Source organism: Pseudoalteromonas sp. J2K-J031, assembly GCF_058197095.2.
The window spans coordinates 1,587,445-1,608,831 of record NZ_CM200279.1 but is presented as its reverse complement, the minus strand read 5'-3'; the positions used below and the strand labels follow the sequence as shown (position 1 = coordinate 1,608,831).

Below are 21,387 nucleotides of genomic sequence, written 5' to 3'. Positions count from 1 at the left end.
CGTTATAAGAAGGGGGTAAAACTGAATTAAATTCAACTTTATTGAGCGATAAGCCAAGAAGTCATTTTTTCTTTTGTACTTAAAATATGCGGCGCCAATTGCTCAAGATAAACCCGTGCTTGACTTGACTGATTATCGCCTAATAAATGTTCTATTTGTTTAGCAATTTCAGCTAAAGAAACTGCTCCAAATTGTGCTGCGTTTGATTTTAAACTGTGAGCATTACGCACCGCAGTTTCAAGATCAGTATCAAAATGCTCACTAAGCTCTTGGTGAAGCCTCTCAAACTCACTGTGGCAAAACAATAAAGTACTTTCAAAGTGTTCGCCTAATAACGACTGCATACTCGCAAGTGCAGTTTCATCAATCACAACATCGTGCATTTTAATCGTCCATTTCACGTTAGTAGAATTAAAAGTTTAATCAAGGATAGAGTAAAACCCTAATATTTTAATCTTTACTTTTATAAATCAGAAATTTGAATCTAACTTAAACCTAACTATAATATTCTTTTACAAAAATAAAAATATAAAAACGGGCTATTCAAGGATGAATTCAACACCTCTTTTAGACACATTACTAACACATACCCAACACGGTATGTTACTCGTAAATGAAGACTGTGAAATTATTTACATTAATCCGTGGTTTGAACGCCTCACCAATCTTGATCCAATACAATCAATTGGAGAGACTATCAAAAATGCATTAAATCTAGATGCCGATTGTCATTTTATCCAAACTTTAGAAAATTGCCTAAGAAAACAAGAATGTATCACTTTAACCCCCCCGAACGATACATATTCACTGCCTTTATTCGATAGCAACAAATGCAGCCCGATTTCCCAACAAATTCAATTCAAACCGCTTTATTATCAAAGTAACTTACATTGCCTAATTGAAATATACGACATTACCCAAAGCATCTTTCGTTCAGATCAATTATCTCAACGTACACATTCTTTACTGAGTATCACAAAAAATCTTAAATCTTCAGAAAGTAAACTACGCAATGTGATTGACCATATTCAGCAAGGATTACTTACTTTTGATGCAAAAGGTCTTGTGCTCGATTACAACGCGGAAGTCAAAACTCTTTTTAATTCACCCTTAATCGATATTACAGAAATACTACCTGAACTGAATCTTCGCGATTTTTCAATGGATGATGCGCTAACACGTCTTGGACTTAACAATCCACAAACCTGGTTTGAACTAAAACATTGCGATCAATTAACCAATCTACACTTTGAAATCTGCATTTGTAAAATCAATCAAACCAGTAAATCATTTTACCTTGCACAACTACGTGATATTACTGAGCTAAAAAAACAACAGCATCATTTAAATGAAATTGCGCGAATAGACCCACTCACAGGTATAGCCAATCGTTTAGTTTTAGACGATCGAATTTCACAAGCACTTGCCCGCAGCCAACGCAATGACCAATTAATGGCAATGGTCTTACTTGATTTAAACGAATTTAAACAACTCAATGATTCTTTAGGCCACCAAGCAGGTGATCGACTTTTAAAAACACTCGCCAATCGGATCACTAAAGCGGTCCGCAAAACAGATACCGTGGCACGGTTAGGTGGAGATGAATTTTGCGTAATTTTTGAAAAAATAGACTCCCAAGAACAATGCCGAGATATGCTAAAAAAATTAATCATTCAAATTGAGAAGACAACCATAATCAATGGCCATGCCGTTAACCCAAAAGCAAGCATTGGTGCGTGTATTTGCAAAGGTGAAATCAAAAAACAAGAGTTATACAAACGCGCTGATGCCGCGATGTACCAGGCAAAAAAAATGACACGTGGCTCAATTAAAATCTACCAACATAACGATGAACAAAAGAGACAATCTAATTTACAAGTTCAACTTGAAAAAGGCCTTGATTATTCAGAGTTAGAGCTTTATTTTCAGCCCAGTTTATCGACCAATGATCAAGAGCTAGTCAGTATAGAAGCGCTGTTGCGTTGGCGCTTTAATGGTAAAGCCATGCTACCTAAACAATTTATCAGCTTAATGGAGCAAGATGGCTGCTTTACCCAAATTGAGCGTTGGGTCATTCATGAAGCATGCAGACAACGTAAAAACTGGCGAGAAAAAGAGCTCATTGATGATTCCGTCACCTTAGCCGTTAATATTTCTCAATCCTTTTTTTATCATCCAAGTTTGATAAAAATGCTTAAAAATGAGCTAAGTCGTTTCGATCTTGAACCCAAAATGCTTGAGCTCGATATAAAAGAAGCTACATTACTCGTTTCGAGCAAGCGAGCGACTAAAATCATGAATGAGTTAAAAGACCTTGGGGTTAAAATTGCAATTGATAATTTTGGTTTAGGTGTTTCCTCATTGGCTATTTTGCATCACCACCCCATTCATCGGATAAAGCTTGATAAACAACTATTCCACAATAATGTCACAGAAAGCCTGCCTCTTATTGTCGGGATTATTGACGCCGCACGTTCATTAAAAATTGATGTACTTGCAGAAGGTATCGAAAACCAAACAATGCTTAAATATTTACAAGAATACAAATGTGATGCGTATCAAGGGTATGTGATTGCCAAGCCAAGTCGAAGTGAAGTATTTGAATCTTTTTTAAAGAATACCGTATAATTCCCTTTTATTTTAAATCGAAGTTTTATGTCACGTTTGTTATGTACTGTGTGTTGTTATCCTCAGTTGCAATGTGTCTGCAAATGGGCCGCACCCATTGAAAATACTACCTCTGTGTTTGTCATGCAGCACCCAAGCGAGCTCAAAGCGGCTAAAAATACAGTACGTTTAACCAGCTTATGTTTGAACAACCTTCATATTTTTGTTGGTGAACAGCCCGATGAGTTTGTACCATTACAACAACTCGAAGTTGAACACACTTATGTGGTTTACCCCGATGATTCAGATATTTTTGTCGAGTCGCTTGTTACCTCTGGCATTCAAAAAAATAAAATTAATTTAATATTTTTAGATGGTACTTGGAAAAAAACCTATAAATTACTAAAGCTTAACCCTTGGTTAAAACGATATCAGTTTATTTCATTTGAAAGCCTACCTAAAGGGCAATACCACATTCGAAAAGCCCCTCGCACAGATAGCTTATCTACCCTTGAAGCAATTGCGTATAGTCTAAAACAACTTGAACAACGTGATGTCAGTGCTTTATATCAATTACTCGATGCGATGATGGAACAACAATTTAATGCCATGCCAGCGTCGGTTAAACAGCATTATTTAGAACCTTAAAATGCAACAACAAGGCCTTAAAAAACACTATTACCGCATCGGACCTGATCACCGTAAAGGCCTTGATGCAAGCTTTCAAGACATAAAAAATACTTTTGGCTTTAAAGGGATCACTCTGGGTCAATGGGTCGATAGCACCGAAAAAAAATTAGCCGCCAATTTAATCTTTGATGCTTTGTCAGATTTAGCATTATTACTTAACGTCGCACCTATTGTGATTGGACTACGGGGAAATTTGAGTTTGGCGTTTGGCACTGGTGGCAGAAAAGGCGTTCAGGCTCATTATAACTTTGCGTCTTGCACCCTACATTTGGCAAAAAATGCTGGGGCTGGGGCGTTAGCCCATGAGTGGTGGCATGCCTTTGACCACTATATCTGCCCATTTTTATTTTCATCGTGCACACCTTTGGATTTTGCCTCTTCGCAATGGCTGCATCAACCCGCTTTAACCGCACATCCGCTAAATCAACTACTTGACCATGTTTATCAAAGCATACTGTTAAGTGAGGATTTATGCCAAAGCAGCGAATACGTAAAAAAATCAATTGAATTAGATCAAACGTTTCAAACAAACTATTTTAGCCAACCTGAAGAGCTGACAGCGAGAGCTTTTGAATCTTGGCTACAAAATCGAACTGAGTTACAAAATGAATATCTTGTTTCTGGCACTAAAAAAAGCAAACTCGCATTACAAGGAGGCTACCCAAAATATGAACACCAACTGCAATATGGTACGTGTTTATATCATTATTTTTCGTTGTTGGGTGAGCTGCTAGAAACGACAGGCTAAGCCGATTCGGTGTAACGCTCTAACCATAAACAATATTCAGCAAAAGGCATGGGTTTTGAAAAATAATATCCTTGAGCAATTTCGCAACCATATTGACGTAGCATCGTAGCAACTAACTCAGACTCAACACCTTCGGCCACCACATAGGCATCTAGGTTTTTAGCCATTTCTATCGTTGTTTTACAAATAGTCTGGTGACGACGGTTACTTTCTAAATTAAAGACAAACTGTTTATCAATTTTTATTTCGTGAAATCCTAATTGACTTAAATATGCAAGTGATGAGTAACCTGTCCCATAATCATCTATCGCAACCTTAATCCCCATTTCTTTAAAATCATCTAAAATATTTTTGGCTTCTGTATTGTCTTTTACCGTTGCTGATTCTGTTAATTCAATAACAATTGAAGAGGGCTTGATATTTAACTCGGTGATCAAAGTTAATAGCTGCACTGGCAATTCTCTTTTATTGAGATCTCGGGCCGATATGTTGATTGATATTTTATGACTCGGTAATGTCGAGAGAATATGTTTATGATGCAGTAATGCTTGCTCAACAACCCACTCGGTTATTTCGTTAATAAGACCAGCCGATTCAGCCACAGGAATAAAATCATCTGGTGGAATAAAACCAAGTTCAGGGTGGTTCCAACGGATCAAAGCTTCACTGCCATAAATAGCGTTGGTGCGTAAATCAATTTGGGGTTGGTGATACAAAGCAAATTCATTGTTTGCTATCGCCTGATGTAAGTCAGCGGCTAATTTCAGACGATTTCGCATTAGTACATCAGTATTTTTTTGATAAAGATACCAATGATCAACTTCAGCCGCTGCAAGTTGCAAAGATTGTAATGCCCGCTGTATTAATAAATCGGCACTGGATGCGTGAACTGGAAAACTGGCAATGCCAATGTCGACTTGTCCAACCAAATACGTGCCATCAAGATAAATTCCTTGCTCTAACGTTGCCTTGATATTAGAGACATATTGTTTTATCAACGCTGTTTCGACATCAGCATTAATCAACACTGCAAAGGTATCATCATTAAAACGACAAATAAAAACTGGCAACCCCTTAGTAGACTTTTCAAACGGATACATATTAAGGCCATCAAGTTTAGCGTTAAGCTGAAAACACAGCTCAATAAGATAGTCATTCGCATGCACAATACCAAAATTAGCGCGTGTCGTAGCGTATGTATACGGTTTAAAAAATAATAACGTATGAGCGTGATTGCCTTTTTTGCGTTGCTCTAACGCTTTATGTAAAACAATATAGTTAGGTAAGCCACAAACAGGATCGTGAGTAGACATATACTGGTGTTTCGCTTCTTTGACTCGATAACGCTCAGCGTGAGCAAGCGTAACTAATGCAACTTGCAACACCACAGCAAGCATAAAATAATTGGTCGCAAAATGGTTGTATGATAAATAACCATAGTAATTAAGTGGGACAATTAAACTTGCATAATAAATAGGTATCCAGCTAATAATAAATGTTTTACTCCAGCGTTCCTTATTTATATAACCATTCATTAATATCCAAGTCATCAGACCATAAAACACAATCTGAACAATTGTTATTAATTGATTGTTAAGCCCTTCAGGTAAGAAAAGACACACTATCGCAAGTAAAAAACAGCCGTAGGAAAAGTAACGACCAACTAAAACGCTGCGTGTTCTTGACTGTAAACTAGACTTTAAAAAATCCACTGCGAATAAAATTGCAAAACCTGTCATTAAAAACTTAAAACTGACATCTCGCCCTACCAGATACGCAATCAAGGTATCTGAGAAAATAAAATAAATGTAGCCATGGCTCAACCCTGTAACCAACAACGCAAAGAAGAGAAAACCACTGTGAAACATATAAGTGTAGCTGCCGCTGTACATAAACAATGCTGCGTTATAAAACAACATTAAAAGTATGATCCCAATATAAACACCCCATATTGAAAACTCATAATTCATTGTTTGACTGAAACTTGACGTTGAATGCACATAAACAGGCACGTGCGGTAAACCATCACTTTTAACTCGTATAAATAATGTAGCGCTATTGTTTGCAGGTAAACTTGAGGCTAGATGAGGGAATGCTTTACTGGTGCTTGGTGAAATATATTTGTGTCGGCCTAAAGTAGCGCTATCAATCAGTTGCTTATCTTTGACTAAATAAAAATCGACTAACGCCAATGATGGGTTATCAAGGTGAATGATAAAATTTTGTAAATCAAAAGTTCGATTCGTTAAGGTCAGTTTTAACCATAACGATTGGGTATTATTGACTTGTGCAATAGCTTTAATAGGCTCAAAAGGAAGGTCTGGTTGTTGAATAAGTTGATTAATCGAAAGTTGGCTCTGAGCATCATGAAAGACGGTAATTTCATCGTTTACTAACTGGCCATTTGCTATAGATAATTCAAAAGCACTCACAGAGTTTTTGCAAAAACAGCCACATAAAAAAAGTATAAATGCTAATAATCGTCCTTGACCAATCATCATTATCTCCCAGACAACAAACAATATTGAGTATGGGGGATTTCATTAATAATGCCATTTTTGTATCAAAATTAGTGAAACCTTGTCCCGATTTACTAATTTAATTATCACTGCATAATATAAGAGTAGATATAATAGTAGTGAGTAAAAAGGCACCGAAGTGCCTTAATTAGATATTTTTATCATCACTAATGCGACTTGCAACAGCTCCATCTTGCCCTTTGTATTTTGCATCAACCCTAACGTTATAAGGATTATCTGCAGGACTTGACATGGTTTCAAAGCTCAATGCGCCAATCTTCATTAACGGACGCAGTGCCAATGGCAACTTACCTGAATTATAAAATTCTAATACAATATTACCCGACCAACCCGGGTCGATTCGATGAGCCGTCACATGCACCATTAGCCCCAAACGCGCTAAAGATGAGCGACCATCGAGCCAACCGACAATATCAGCCGGCAAAGTTACCGATTCATGAGTAATAGCTAAAGCAAGCTCACCTGGGTGAAGAAAGAAAGCTTCATTCCCTTTTAACACGATTTCATCGGTCATAATGGATTCCATCGCAAGATTGAGCTGCTCTTTAGGTCCACTTAAATCGATATAAGGTGCTGCATGTTCTTGAAACACTCTAAATTTATTGCCTAATCTTAAATCAACAGTAACACCCGAAATCATTTCATCAGTAGGGGCTGGGCTAATGCGGATCTTTTCTTCTGCTAAATACTGCTTAATATCTCTATCTGATAATCTCATTTACTTAATCATCCGTAATGACTATTTCTAATTGACTGTGACTGGCATTTTGATAATAAAGCTGACTAGCAACTGCTCGCGCAGCGTCACAATAGTGCTGTTTAATAGGGCTTTGCCCAACAAAACAAATTGATTGGCCTTGTTCCGAGGTCTCTCTAATGCCAAGATGTAATGGTATTTGGGCTAATAATGGTACACCATAACGATGGGCAAGCTCTTTGCCGCCATCATGACCAAATACATGACTTGTTTCTCCACAGTGACCACAAATAAATGCACTCATATTCTCAATCAAACCGATGATAGGAATATTCACTTTTTCAAACATCGCAATACCTTTTTGCGCATCAGCAAGTGCCAAATCTTGTGGCGTTGTCACAATTACAGCACCACTTGTTGGTACTTTTTGGCTCATTGTAAGCTGAATATCGCCGGTACCAGGTGGCATATCCACCACTAAATAATCTAAATCACCCCAATCTGTTTCGTTCAATAATTGAGTCAGAGCTTGTGAAGCCATTGGTCCTCGCCATACCATCGCTTGCTCATTTGGCACTAAAAAACCTATTGATTGTGCTTTTAAATTATGCACTTGTAAGGGAAGTAATGTTTTGTCATCTTTGGCTACTGGTTTTTGATCTGCCAACCCAAGTAACATAGGAATTGATGGGCCATAAATGTCGGCATCTAAAATGCCAACCTTAGCGCCTTCTAAAGTAAAAGCAGCCGCTAAATTAACCGCAGTGGTCGACTTACCTACCCCACCTTTACCAGAAGCCACCAAAATAATATGCTTTATTTGAGCAAACTTAGCGGTACTTTGGATATGGCAGGTCATTTTCAACGTCACATCATCGAGGGCTAGTCGTTCTTTTACAAATTCACTTATCAGCGCTTGTTCACCAGACGCAGCAAAGCCGACCGATAAAGTAAATGTCAGTGTGTTTTTTTGCCAAGAAGAACTCGATACTTTGGCACAATCCATAACCCCAACCGGAAAAACGGTAGAACGATATTGTGACAATACTTCAACTAATTGAAGATTTCGTTTTTTGTCTTGATTGAATAATGAATTTAAAGCAAACATGAGAAGAAATTCAGGTTTCGATAATGAAAAATGCTGCGGAATTATGTAACATTCGCCCCATTAAAACCAGTCAAATCCATCAATTTGCAGTTTAAGCCCTTTGTTGAGGCTTTAAACTTGTTTATTATTGATATTAATTAACGCGAATTAACACTATTATTGTTGCAAATTGCAGCTTGGAACACGGTAACAACACTTATGGCACAGAGAAAAATTCTCATCACTAGCGCATTGCCTTATGCTAACGGCCCAACTCACTTAGGCCATTTATTAGAATATATTCAAACCGATATTTGGGCTCGCTTTCAAAAACTTCGCGGACACCAAGCTTATTACGTCTGTGCTGATGATGCACACGGTACACCTATAATGCTCAACGCTCAAAAGCAAGGCATTACACCTGAAGAAATGGTGGCTAATGTCAGCGTTGAAAGACAACGTGACTTTGCAGACTTTAATATTAAATTTGATAACTACCACAGCACACACTCACCAGAAAATAAAGTGCTGAGCGAACTTATTTACAATCGCCTAAACGACAAAGGCTACATAAAGAAACGCACCATCTCACAACTATTTGACCCTGAAAAAGGCATTTTCTTACCTGATCGTTTTGTGACAGGTACTTGCCCAAGTTGTGATGCAGTTGACCAAAATGGTGATAGCTGTGATGTCTGCGGTGCAACCTATAGCCCAACTGAATTAAAGAATCCTCGCTCTGTTATGAGTGGGGCAACACCTGTACTAAAAGATTCTGAACATTTTTTCTTCGATTTACCCGCATTTGAAAGCATGTTAAAAACATGGCTTCACTCTGGTTCAATTCAAAGTGAAATGGCCAATAAGTTAGAAGAATGGTTTGCCGATGGCCTGCAGCAATGGGACATCAGCCGCGATGCACCATATTTTGGTTTTGAAATTCCAAATGCACCGGGTAAATATTTTTACGTTTGGCTTGATGCGCCAATCGGTTACATGGCGAGCTTTAAAAACTTATGTGATAAAACAGGCCTAAACTTTGATGAGTTTTGGGCAACCGACTCAGATGCAGAGCTTTATCACTTTATCGGTAAAGACATTATTTATTTCCACAGCCTGTTTTGGCCTGCCATGCTTGAAGGGGCAAACTTCCGTAAACCAACCAATGTATTTGCTCATGGTTTTGTTACGGTTAATGGCGCTAAAATGTCAAAATCTAAAGGGACCTTCATCAAAGCTCGTACTTATTTAGATCATCTTAACCCTGAATACCTACGCTACTATTTTGCAGCTAAATTAAACTCAGGGATCACCGACTTAGACTTGAATCTAGAAGATTTTGCCCAGCGCGTGAATGCCGATTTAGTTGGTAAAGTAGTGAATATTGCCAGCCGTTGTGCCAGCTTTATCACCAAAAAGTTTGATGGTACGTTAAGTGATGTAATTTTAGACCCTGCACTAATTAGCGAATTTCAAACTGCATCAGACAGCATCGCCAACCATTTTGAAGGTCGCGATTACAGCCGCGCGATCCGTGAAATCATGGCTTTAGCTGATAAAGCCAATCAATTTATTGATGCACAAGCGCCTTGGGTTTTAATCAAAGACGACACGAAACAAGAACTTGCACATCAAGTATGTACGCAAGGTTTGAATATGTTCCGTTTATTAATGGTTTATTTAAAGCCAGTATTACCAAAAATGGCATCCGACGTTGAAGCGTTCTTAAATACTGATTTAGCATGGGAAAGTGCTCAAACTGTACTAACAGGCCACAAAATCAACCCGTTTAAGGCATTAATGCAACGTGTCGAAATGGATAAAGTGAATGCCATGCTTGATGATTCTAAAGAAAGCCTTGTGGCAACACCTAAAATTGACCCTAACAGCCCATTAGCCAAAGAACCGATTGCCGCTGAAATCGAATTTGATGATTTTGCCAAAGTTGACTTACGCGTTGCTAAAATTGCTAAAGCAGAACACGTTGAAGGAGCAGAAAAACTGCTTAAATTGACCCTTGATTTAGGCGGCGAAACACGTCAAGTTTTTGCAGGTATCAAGTCAGCTTATCAGCCCGAAGATCTTGAAGGTAAATTAACTGTCATGGTAGCTAACTTAAAACCGCGTAAAATGCGTTTTGGTATGTCTGAAGGTATGGTGCTAGCAGCTGGCCCGGGCGGTAAAGAAATTTATATTCTCAATCCAGATGATGGCTCAGTGCCCGGCATGCGAGTCATGTAGTCAACCTTTTAAAAACGCACTTCGGTGCGTTTTTTTCTTTGTTCCTTAAACTAAAATAGGTTGATAATTTAATAGCTGCTATTTAATACCAATCGTAATAAATAACTGATCACCCTAGCTTGTTAAAACACTCGATAACTTAGTTAAATTTTTTGATTGTAGAATAACTAACCTGAGCTTTGGTTAAGAGATTTACTAACGTATTGATATTGAATTGGTAGATGTTTTTCAAGTCTGTAGCCGGAAACTTTTAAGGATAACAAGGCGAATTTACGCGTCAATAGCAGGCCTATTGTAAGTAAATTCAACGCCGTTAGCGTTGAAAGTAACCGCTGGAGATAAATTTATTATCCAGAGCTCAGGTTAACTACTTATCGAAAAAATCTGCCTTGTTCTCAAGCATTTTTCCTACGCTATTTTTGATCACTTACTTATCGTGATTGGTATAAGTTAACCAAATAGCCATGCGTATAGCGAACCCACTATTTAACTACATCACTCCCAAGTTATTAAGCAATTTTTACTCTACTGAGCGTCACCTATTTTGTTTTCCCCAATATACACACTTACATGATGTAACAGCTTGATCCGTACCCCAATATAAAGTAAGTTAACCATAATTAGATGTGGTCGAAAATAAAGAGCATCCCGTTGAAAACTAATACCTTACATTAGTAGTTTTCGCCCAAGCTCATAGCAAAAGTAAGACTCTTAGACCCAACTAGTTTCTCTTTTAACATGCAAAAATAAAATTGAATTAAAAGTGAACAAGAGACAAAACATTTCCTGATAATGGTAAAGCATCTACTAGCGTAGAGGATATAAATGACAACAAATTACCAAGACATCAAAAAAATATGTGACGAGCTGCTGATTGCAGGTAAAAAAGTCACTGCAGCAAAAATATTAGCGCAATCGACTGGACCACAAGCGAAAATTCTGAGCTATTACCAGCAGTGGCGCAATGAGTTACTTGAGCATACCAAAGCCAATGCTGAGCCTGTTGGCATGAGCGACACATTTTTAACCGCATTCAAAGCGGAAATGACCCGGTATTCTCAAGCCCTCACGCATAATCAAGACTTACAACTTGAGCAAGCTCTCGAAGTAGAAGCACTCTCATTAGCGAGTTTAGGCAAAGCAGAAACTGAGTTAGTTGAATTACGCCAATCGGTTAAAGTACTCAGTGAGCAAGTCAAAGACGACAGACATCAATTTGATACTCAATTACATGCCATTGAAGACAAATATCAACAGCAAATTAGTGAATTAAAAAGCCATTACGAAAAACAAATTCTCGGGCTTAATCATGACTCTCAAAATAACATTGCAGAGCTCAAAAATGGTTACGAACAAAAAATTGCTGACTTAACCAACTCTACCGCATTAGAACTTTCGGAACTTAAAAAAGGTTATGAAGAGCTTATCAGTGAGTTAACTGATAATCGAAATCAAACCATTAATGAGTTAAAAGAAAATTACTCCAAACACATCAGTGAACTCACTCAGTCAAACGACAATACGGTGAGTGAACTTACTGCAAAACACCAAAAAATATTAAGCAATACACAACAGCAAAGTGATGAACAGATCAAAAATCTCAAACATGACTTTGAAGAAAAGTTAGCGTCACTGGCAACCGACAGCAACGAAAAAATAAAATCCTTAGTTGATGATCGTGACTCTGCTATTAGCAATGCTACCGCCAGAGCCAATGCACAAGTTGAAACACTCAATGCGACATTAAATGAAAAAGAGCATTTAATCGAACAACTGAGAGCGCAAACCAACAGTGCACAGCAAGAGCTTAAAACATTACAAGCACAATTGTCTGAGCACCAAGCTTCGACGAGCGACAAACTAACAGAACTCAATGATGCCAGCTCAGCGAACAAACAACTCAAACAAGCGTTAGCTGCAGCACAAGCGACTATCAACGATTTAACGCAAAAAATGCAAGAAGCCAATCGCGTTAACGATAGCCAACAGCAAACATTTAATAATCAAAAAACAGAAGTTGAAAAAGCGAAAGAGCAAGTCCTTTCATCACAACAAATGATGACTGAATTACGCAATGAAAATATCCAGCTATCTAAACAGATGAATTTCATTAAAAATAGTTCAACTTCAACAATTGAACGCTTAACAACTAATTCTGAACAAGCGTTAGCGAAAATCAAGCTACTCGAAAGTAGTTTAATTAACGAACAAACCGATGCTAAAAAAGCGATCTCTGAAAACAAGCGCTTGTCAGAGCAGCTTGATTTTATCAAACAAAACTCTGCAACCACGTTTGAACGCTTAACAAAAAGCGCAGAGCATTCAGCAAATAAAGCACGTCAATTAGAAGATGAATTAAAAGCAGCAACGGCATTAGCTGAGCAATTAAAAGTAGAAAATGCCAAACTAACAAATCAAAAACAATTTGCGTAATCAATTAGCTCCACTTAATGCCGTTATGGCTTAAGTGGAGTTTCTACATTTTTACTCTTATGCACTCATTTCTCTTTAGCACTTTCATACTTCATTGTGTTTTATCTTGATGGTTCAAGAGCATTATCAAAACGCACAATCACCTAAATTTTACTAAACTCGAGTACTCAAAATACGTGATGGAAAATAAAAACTCACGTTAACAATCAATAAAAGCCAAACTAACCACATGATTTTAATTGATTTAAGTTATTTTAATGTGAACTTTAATTTAGCACTCCTTAATTGAAATATAACTGTAACAAACTTACTGTTTAATGCGCCGCAGCCAAGGTCAGCAGATGGGTGTTGCTGACTCAATTCAAATTTTGCGGGATGCAAACTCATTTGTTAAGCCAAAAGCGGAGCTGACTCCCTTTTGCTGAGAATTAATTATGCAAACACAACCGAATTTAGCTAAAAAAATGTTCAACTGGTTTAGCGTCGCTTTTTTTGTTTACTTGATGCTTGTTGCCGTCGGCACTGTAAGCAGTGGCTTTAAACTTTTTTCTGGTGGAAGTGAAGGCGCTAAAGAAATTTTTGAGTTTGCCACCAACCCGTTTGTAGCCTTATTGATGGGCGCCCTTGCAACCGCATTAGTTCAATCCTCTTCTACGGTCACATCTGTTATTGTTGGCCTCGTTGCTGGCGGTTTACCTTTAAATATAGCGATTCCAATGATTATGGGTGCTAATATTGGTACTACCATTACCAATACCATAGTGTCGTTCGGTCACATTCGTGATAAAGAAGAATTCAGACGAGCGTTCAGTGCCTCAACGGTTCACGATTTTTTTAACTTGATTGCAGTTATCATATTCCTTCCGCTAGAACTTGCTTTTGGTCTGCTTGAAAAACTAGCCAGTGCATTAGCGCATTTTTTCCTTGGTGATGCCGATTTATCAATGAAAAGCATGAACTTCATGAAACCTTTGATCAGCCCAGGTGTTGATTTAGGTAAAAGTATGCTCGGTTTCTTAGAAGGTAAAACACTGGGTATGGCGTTAGTGTGTTTAGGGATAGGCCTAATTTTAGTATCTGTTACCTTCCTAGGAAAAATACTAAAACAAGTTATGGTTGGTAGAGCAAAAGAGATTTTGCATCGTGCGATTGGCCGCGGCCCGATTGCAGGAATAACTTCTGGTGCAGTTGTCACTGTCATGGTGCAATCATCATCAACCACCACAAGTTTAATGATCCCATTAGCCGGTAATGGCATGTTCACCACTAAGCAAATTTACCCATTTACGCTTGGCGCCAACATTGGCACAACCATAACAGCTTTACTTGCCGCTACAGCGATTTCAGGCCCAACCGCGTTGGTAGCACTGACTATTTCCTTAGTGCATGTATTATTCAATGTCTTGGCTGTACTGATTATTTTTGGGTTACCGTTTTTAAGAGAGTTGCCCATCCATGCGGCTGAAAAATTAGCTGAGATTGGTTCAAAAAATAAGTCGCTAGCGCTTAGTTATGTATTTGGTGTCTTCTTTATTATTCCAGGATTACTTGTTTTTGCCGCGAGATAACGTGGTAGTAAATTAAAAAACAGACTTAACTATCAACAACCTGATGGCATAAAAAGCGCTCTTTTAGTGACTAAGAGCGCTTTTCTGTTTCTGTAAAACAACTTTTCTACCGTTAAATAAGCTTTAAATTTTTGTTAACCTCATAAATTTGCTATTTATCGTTTAAACCTTGCTGTAAAACGTAATTCCACCTAATTTAAGCACTTCTAATTATAATTTTAATCCTCATCTTCCCCTGGAGAACGGATGCTCAAATCATCATTTATCGCTTGCCTATTAATGGCAAGTATCCCGTGTTTTGCCTCAAGCACACTCTCTATTCCATATATTGAAACCCCAGCCAACATTGATGGCTTATTAGATGAGCCACATTGGCAACTCGCTAAAAAAATTACCGTCGATAACATCACGTGGCCTTACGAAAATCAGCCTAGCCCTGAAAAAACAAATGTTTATGTGTATGAAAATGGCGAGATGCTTTATGTGGCTTTTGAGGCTTTTGACAGTGAGCCTGAAAATATACGCGCCTTTTATCGTGACCGAGATAAAGCGTGGGATGATGATCTAATTGGCTTAAAAATTGATTCTTTTAATAATCAAAAACTAGCATATCAGTTTTTTATCAACCCGCTCGGTGTGCAAATGGATTCCATTGAAAATGAGCTTACTAAAGAAGAAAGCGATGCGTGGGATGGTATTTGGGAAAGTGCCGGCCAAATCAATGATAAAGGATATATTGTTGAGGTTGCCCTGCCCTTTAGAATGCTGAATTTTGATGACAGCGTCAGCACAAAAACAATGGCGATGGAGTTTTTACGGTTTTTACCACGTAATGAACGATTGCGTATTTCAAGCATGAAAATTGACCACAATAACAATTGCTGGATTTGCCAAATGCCAAAAGTCAGTGGCTTTGAAAATACAGAGCAAGGTAACAATCTTACTTTAGTGCCCGCTTTAGTCATGGGTAAAAGCCAACAGCGAGACATCACTAATGAACCTGCGTCTGATTGGCAAAGTGATTCTAATGTTGAACCTAGCCTTGATTTAAAATGGGGGATCACCCCAGATATTACGCTTAATACCACACTCAACCCCGATTTTTCGCAAGTCGAAGCCGATGTAGCACAACTGAGTATTAATGATAATTTTGCGCTTTTCTTCCCTGAGAAAAGAGCTTTTTTTGCCGATAATGCCGATTATTTTTCCTCTCCTTGGGATTTAATTTACACCCGTAATGTCGCCGAACCTGATTTTGGTGCAAAAATAACAGGTAATCTCGATCAACATAACTTCGCTGCTTTTGTCGCTAATGACAAACAAAGTAATATCATTATCCCTGGTAATTTAGGCTCAACCATTGTTTCTCTTGCTAGTAAATCTACTAATGTCGCCGGTCGATATCGATATGATTTTTCGAATAACTTCTCAATTGCAACGACAACAACTGCACGGGAATCCGATAGCTACCACAATTACATGATGAGTTTAGATACAAAATACCGTTTAACAGATAACGATACGTTTGTATTTCAATACGCGCAATCAGATACACAGTACAGCACAGAATTTGTCGATAACTTATGTGGCGCAACAGAGTGTCGTCAACCTGAAAATGTACAATGTGAAATAGGCTCTAAGTGCGCCTACAGCGAGCCATTATTACGAGTACTATCAGATAGCCCTTTAAAAGATAATGCATACCAAATCAAATACGAACATGATGAAAAACATTGGTCTGTTTTTTCTAACTACAGCAATTTAGGCGAAGATTTTCGCGCTGATTTAGGGTTTATGGGGCAAATCGACTTTAATAAGTTTGTCACTGGTGGTCGCTACCGTTGGTACGGTGACGAAAACACATGGTGGAATCGCATGTCTTTTTACTCTGATTGGGATATCAGTCATAACGATAATCAAGAACTACTCGAAAAAGAGTTAGAAGCCAGCTTTACAATTAATGGTCCACTACAAAGTTACATCAAGTTTGATGCTATGAAAAGACAGCGTACCGGTTTACGTCATGATAAGAGCTCACTTGCCATCGATGGAAATACCACTTTGTTTGATGAAAACTTAGTCACGCTTTATGGCGAAATGAAACCACTTGCAGGTTTATTTATGGGTCTTAATGTGTCATCAGGTGACTCAATTGATTTAACCAATAACCGCCTTGGAAAGCGCTTTAGCGTGCGACCAACCATGAATGTAAATTTAACCCGTCATCTTGAACTAAAATTGCGCCACACTTATGAAAAAATGGACTCCGCAAACACACATTTATTTACAGCCAACTTAACCGATGCAAGGCTAACGTATCAATTTGATATAAAAAGCTTTTTACGGTTAGCATTTATTTACACCAATATCGATCGCAATGTTGAAAACTATCTGATTAATGTTGATAAGCGCTATCAAAACTTTTCTACACAGCTGCTGTACTCCTATAAAGTAAATCCCCAAACAGTCTTTTTTGCGGGCTATTCTGACAATGGTTATAAAGATGATGATATTGAGCATTTAAAACGAAATGAAAGAGCCGTTTTTGTAAAATTAAGCTATGCATGGTTATTATAAAATTCATTCTATGAAATAAGTAAAAACCCTGATTTTATAAGCTTTGGTAAGCCTTATTGATATAAGTTATAGCCAAAGCTTCCTTCTTTTTTTATGGCACAATTGTATGCTTAAGCTAATAGCTTCCAAACACATTGGAATTTAAGGAAAAGCAAATGTCTAAGATTTTTAATGATAATTCACTCACGATTGGTAACACACCACTTGTCAGATTAAACCGCGTCACTACAGGTAACGTCTTCGCTAAAATCGAAGCGCGCAACCCAAGTTTTAGCGTTAAATGCCGTATTGGTGCATCAATGATTTGGGAAGCTGAAAAATCAGGACAACTTACCAAAGATAAAGAGATTATTGAGCCTACATCAGGCAATACGGGTATCGCACTTGCTTTTGTTGCAGCATCACGTGGTTATAAATTAACGTTAACAATGCCAAGCACAATGAGCTTAGAGCGCCGTAAATTATTAAAAGCGTTAGGTGCTAACTTGGTATTAACCGAAGGCCCTAAAGGAATGAAAGGCGCGATTGAGAAAGCGCAAGAAATTCAACAAGCTGAGCCTAATAAATTTGTTTTATTACAACAATTTGAAAACCCAGCTAATCCAAAAATTCATTTTGAAACCACTGGCCCTGAAATTTTTGAAGCAACTGATGGCAACATTGACTTTTTCGTTGCTGGCGTTGGTACAGGCGGTACTATTACAGGTGTTAGCCGTTATCTTAAACTTGAAAAAGGCTTAGCGGTTAAATCAATTGCTGTTGAACCAGTTGACTCACCTGTTATTTCTCAAAAGTTAGCCGGACAAGAAATCAAACCTGGCCCTCATAAAATCCAAGGTATTGGTGCAGGTTTTATCCCAGGCAACCTAGATTTAGAAATGCTAGATGGTGTTGAGCAAGTTTCAAATGAAGAAGCAATTGCTACTGCACATCGTTTAATGCAAGAAGAAGGTATTCTAGCGGGTATTTCATCAGGTGCTGCTGTGGCTGCTGCAATTCGTATCGCTGAAAAACCAGAAAATGCAGGTAAAAATATTGTTGTTATTTTACCAAGCTCTGCTGAACGTTATTTATCTTCTCCACTGTTTGCTGAAGAATTTAGCGACCAAGAACTTGTACAATAATACAAATTCTCTTTCAAAAAGCACCTAAGGGTGCTTTTTTTGTGCGTAAAAGTCACAGTTGCGCTCAGAATCTCAACTGATATAGTTACAGATAGTTAAAATAGATAGGTTAATGATTTATGGTTTCTTTACGCATTTTACTTTTAATGGTAGTTAGCTTTTTCCTCACAGCTTGCGGCGATGAGGGCCCTGATATCAAAGGAGACACCAATACCCCCGAATATGCAACCATCCATTTTTTTCATGCTATGTATAATGATAAAGATTTAGAGCAAGTAATGTCTATGTCAACGCCAAAGCTCGCTCGCATAATTCAATCCTATGGTTCAACCAGCCAATTCTCTCGTAGCATCATTAATATGCAGTTTGATGAGGTAAACCTTGAAGTGGACCAAACAAGCCGCTCTGTTCGTAAAATTTATGGTGATAATGCAACCATAACATTAATTTTCTCAGGAACATTTCAAGGTAATAAGGTTGATGATATGCGCAGTGTTAAACTAGTAAAAATAAAATCAACCTGGTATATCGATAAGATAATTGATGACCCTTATGGTAAATAACCTGAGGACTGGGTAATCAATCTAACTTCAATTCAAGATGAACTCCTAATCCCGTATTATTAGATTAAATTGTTAAATCACGCATAAAAAAGCCAAACATAAGTTTGGCTTTTTTGTTTAGAACCGTGCGGTGTTAAGCGGCTTTTGAGTTTTTAACAGTACGTCCTTCAAGTTCACCTGGGGCAAAATTATCAACGTTTATTGCCTGTAAACGCAGTTCATTTGCCGCAAGCATTGCTTCAGCTTCATCTTCATTTATCAGCTTAATGAATTTTGCTTTTTCAATTAGTTCGATAATCGACACTTTACTCGGTAGTTCACCTTTATGCTGCGCTTTGCTTAGTTTTGTAAATAAACCTTCACAGCGATACATAGCTTGAAACGCTTGCTCCATGACACCAGTGCCTGCATTTTCATCAATAAAACATAGGTGCGTTAAACGATTACGCATTACACCGGGTTTAATCATATGTTGGCAAATCTGCTGCGCAGACTCATCACTTGGGAGTTGATAGCTATTGCCAAATGGGAAAATTAAACGTTTAAGCGCATAACCCACCCATTTATTTGGGAAGTTATTACATAAACCATAAAAAGCTTGGCCAATTTGATACAAGCTATGCTCAATTGAATATTCTACAAAAGGTAAATCAGATTGCTGACGACCTTGATCTTCATAACGTTTTAATACAGTTGAAGCGATATACAAATGGCTCAATACATCCCCTAAACGCGCCGATATCATTTCTTTACGTTTAAGCTCACCACCAAGCAACAACATGGCCAAATCAGTAGAAATGGCAAGCGCACGACTCATGCGCCCAAGTTGCTTATAATATTTTGCCGTTGGGCCAGAAACAGGTGCTGAATTAAAGCGTGCAGCAGTTAAACCATGGAACAAGGTCATTGTGGCGTTGGTGCCCGCAAACAGAATATGTTTAACTAATAACTCATCAAACTGTTTGAGACCCTCTTCTGCATCCGCCATTGCGGCGGCTTCCATCTCTTTGAGTACGTAAGGATGGCAACGTGTTGCACCTTGACCAAAGATCATTAAGTTACGGGTTAAAATATTCGCGCCTTCCACCGTAATCGAAATCGGCACCCCCATATAACCATGGGCTAAATAGTTATGATGACCTAACTGAATCGCTTTACCTGCGTGAATATCAAATGCATCGTTAACCACAACACGGCTCATTTCAGTCATATGATATTTAGCAATTGCGGTGACAACCGACGGGCTTAATTTCATATCAATGGCGCTGGCAGTCATTAAACGCATCGCTTCTAGTGCATACGTATGCCCACCAATACGAGCGAGAGATTCTTGTACGCCTTCAAATTTACCAATAGATAAACCAAATTGCTTACGCACATAAGCATAAGCACCTGTCATACGAGCACTTAAATGGCCTGTTGCGCTTGCAAGTGCGGGTAATGAAATACCTCGTCCTGCGCTTAAACATTCAACCAGCATCCGCCAACCTTTACCTGCATAGTCAGGGCCACCGATAATCCAATCTAACGGAATAAAGACATCTTCACCATAGGTCGTACCGTTCATAAAGGCCATTGCCATAGGGTAATGACGCTCACCAATTTGAACACCCGGATGATTAGTCGGTATTAACGCGCAAGTAATACCGATATCGACCTTATCGCCTAATAAACCATCAGGATCTGACATCTTGAACGCCAATCCCAACACACTGGCAACAGGGGCAAGGGTAATATAGCGCTTAGACCAATTTAAGCGTAATCCAAGCACGGTTTCACCATTGTAAGTGCCTTCGCACACAACTCCCGTATCGGGAATTGAACCTGCATCAGAACCCGCTTCAGGGCCTGTTAATGCAAAACAAGGCACATCTTTGCCTTTGGCCAAGCTTGGGAGCCAGTGATCTTTTTGTTGTTCAGTGCCATAGTGCATCAGCAACTCGCCAGGGCCTAAGCTATTTGGCACCATTACCGTCACCGCAGCTGTTAGGCTCTTAGTTGCAATAGTTGAAACAATGGTCGAATTTGCAATCGCAGAAAAATCACGGCCACCATAACTTTCTGGGATGATCAGGGCAAAAAAACCTTCATCTTTAAGGTATTGCCATACTTGCGGCGGTAAATCTTTATCTTGATGAACGATTTTGTAATCATCAAGCATTGCACAGAGTGTTTGAACCTGATTATCTAAAAAATTTTGCTCTTTTTCAGATAAAGTTGGTTTGGCATAAGCATGTAGTTTGTGCCAATCTGGTGCGCCTTTAAACAGCTCGCCATCCCACCAAATATCGCCCGCCTCCATAGCTTCACGTTCAGTTTGTGATAACGGTGGCAGTACTTTTTTAAAAAATGCAAAAGCTGGCCGACTGATTAAACTCAAACGAATATCAGTCACCATAAAGATAATGACCACAGCCACTATCAGCAGAATTAGAATAGACATATAAGATCCCTTTTATTCAAATAAAAATCAATGAGGTTCAGTATAGTCTGAACTCAACTTAATATTTAG

The 21,387-nt window shown here is 38.4% G+C and carries 14 protein-coding genes; 9 read left to right on the top strand and 5 right to left on the bottom strand.

Features of this window, described 5'->3' with window-relative positions:
* Window positions 1-38: 38 nt before the first annotated feature.
* Window positions 39-383, bottom strand: a complete 345-nt coding sequence (locus tag AC3KZC_RS07430) for an Hpt domain-containing protein (protein WP_490576843.1) — start codon at window positions 381-383, stop codon at window positions 39-41.
* Between the two features lie 166 nt (window positions 384-549).
* Here AC3KZC_RS07430 and AC3KZC_RS07425 point away from each other — a divergent pair, with 166 nt between their 5' ends.
* Genes AC3KZC_RS07425 through AC3KZC_RS07415 form a run of 3 tightly spaced genes read left to right on the top strand, consistent with a single transcriptional unit; the run spans window position 550 to window position 4,045 of the window.
* Window positions 550-2,628: an EAL domain-containing protein gene (locus tag AC3KZC_RS07425; RefSeq protein ID WP_490576842.1), complete on the top strand. Its 2,079-nt coding sequence runs from the start codon at window positions 550-552 to the stop codon at window positions 2,626-2,628.
* A gap of 27 nt (window positions 2,629-2,655) precedes the next feature.
* On the top strand, window positions 2,656-3,255 hold the full coding sequence (locus AC3KZC_RS07420; RefSeq protein ID WP_490576841.1) for a tRNA-uridine aminocarboxypropyltransferase: 600 nt from the start codon (window positions 2,656-2,658) through the stop codon (window positions 3,253-3,255).
* A gap of 1 nt (window position 3,256) precedes the next feature.
* Window positions 3,257-4,045, top strand: a complete 789-nt coding sequence (locus AC3KZC_RS07415) for a CLCA_X family protein (RefSeq protein ID WP_490576840.1) — start codon at window positions 3,257-3,259, stop codon at window positions 4,043-4,045.
* Here AC3KZC_RS07415 and AC3KZC_RS07410 read toward each other — a convergent pair.
* The 3 genes from AC3KZC_RS07410 to apbC all read right to left on the bottom strand — a co-directional run bounded on the left by AC3KZC_RS07410 (window position 4,042) and on the right by apbC (window position 8,390).
* A complete protein-coding gene (locus tag AC3KZC_RS07410) occupies window positions 4,042-6,546 on the bottom strand; it encodes an EAL domain-containing protein (protein WP_490576839.1) in 2,505 nt (834 codons plus the stop codon). The two genes, AC3KZC_RS07415 and AC3KZC_RS07410, sit on opposite strands and share 4 nt — an antisense overlap.
* A gap of 166 nt (window positions 6,547-6,712) precedes the next feature.
* Window positions 6,713-7,303, bottom strand: coding sequence for a dCTP deaminase (dcd, locus tag AC3KZC_RS07405; RefSeq protein ID WP_490576838.1), 591 nt, complete (start codon window positions 7,301-7,303; stop codon window positions 6,713-6,715).
* 4 nt (window positions 7,304-7,307) lie between these two features.
* The gene (apbC, locus tag AC3KZC_RS07400; RefSeq protein WP_490576837.1) at window positions 7,308-8,390 is read right to left on the bottom strand and encodes an iron-sulfur cluster carrier protein ApbC; all 1,083 of its coding nucleotides are present in this window, start codon (window positions 8,388-8,390) and stop codon (window positions 7,308-7,310) included.
* Between the two features lie 198 nt (window positions 8,391-8,588).
* On the opposite strand from apbC, the gene metG reads away from it, so the two are divergent.
* The 6 genes from metG (at window position 8,589) to AC3KZC_RS07370 (ending at window position 18,875) form a co-directional block, all read left to right on the top strand.
* Window positions 8,589-10,610: a methionine--tRNA ligase gene (gene metG / locus AC3KZC_RS07395; protein ID WP_490576836.1), complete on the top strand. Its 2,022-nt coding sequence runs from the start codon at window positions 8,589-8,591 to the stop codon at window positions 10,608-10,610.
* An 825-nt stretch (window positions 10,611-11,435) separates the two neighbouring features.
* Window positions 11,436-13,043: a DNA-binding protein gene (locus AC3KZC_RS07390; protein WP_490576835.1), complete on the top strand. Its 1,608-nt coding sequence runs from the start codon at window positions 11,436-11,438 to the stop codon at window positions 13,041-13,043.
* A gap of 434 nt (window positions 13,044-13,477) precedes the next feature.
* Window positions 13,478-14,611: a Na/Pi symporter gene (locus tag AC3KZC_RS07385; RefSeq protein WP_490576834.1), complete on the top strand. Its 1,134-nt coding sequence runs from the start codon at window positions 13,478-13,480 to the stop codon at window positions 14,609-14,611.
* Between the two features lie 246 nt (window positions 14,612-14,857).
* Window positions 14,858-17,188: a carbohydrate binding family 9 domain-containing protein gene (locus AC3KZC_RS07380; RefSeq protein WP_490576833.1), complete on the top strand. Its 2,331-nt coding sequence runs from the start codon at window positions 14,858-14,860 to the stop codon at window positions 17,186-17,188.
* Window positions 17,189-17,343: 155 nt separating this feature from the next.
* Window positions 17,344-18,312, top strand: a complete 969-nt coding sequence (gene cysK / locus AC3KZC_RS07375) for a cysteine synthase A (RefSeq protein ID WP_490576832.1) — start codon at window positions 17,344-17,346, stop codon at window positions 18,310-18,312.
* 119 nt (window positions 18,313-18,431) lie between these two features.
* A complete protein-coding gene (locus AC3KZC_RS07370; RefSeq protein ID WP_490576831.1) occupies window positions 18,432-18,875 on the top strand; it encodes a hypothetical protein in 444 nt (147 codons plus the stop codon).
* Between the two features lie 133 nt (window positions 18,876-19,008).
* On the opposite strand, the gene AC3KZC_RS07365 is transcribed toward AC3KZC_RS07370, so the two are convergent.
* Window positions 19,009-21,318 carry an acyl-CoA dehydrogenase gene (locus AC3KZC_RS07365; RefSeq protein WP_490576830.1) on the bottom strand — a complete coding sequence of 770 codons (2,310 nt, stop codon included), beginning with the start codon at window positions 21,316-21,318 and terminating at the stop codon, window positions 19,009-19,011.
* Window positions 21,319-21,387 lie beyond the last annotated feature (69 nt).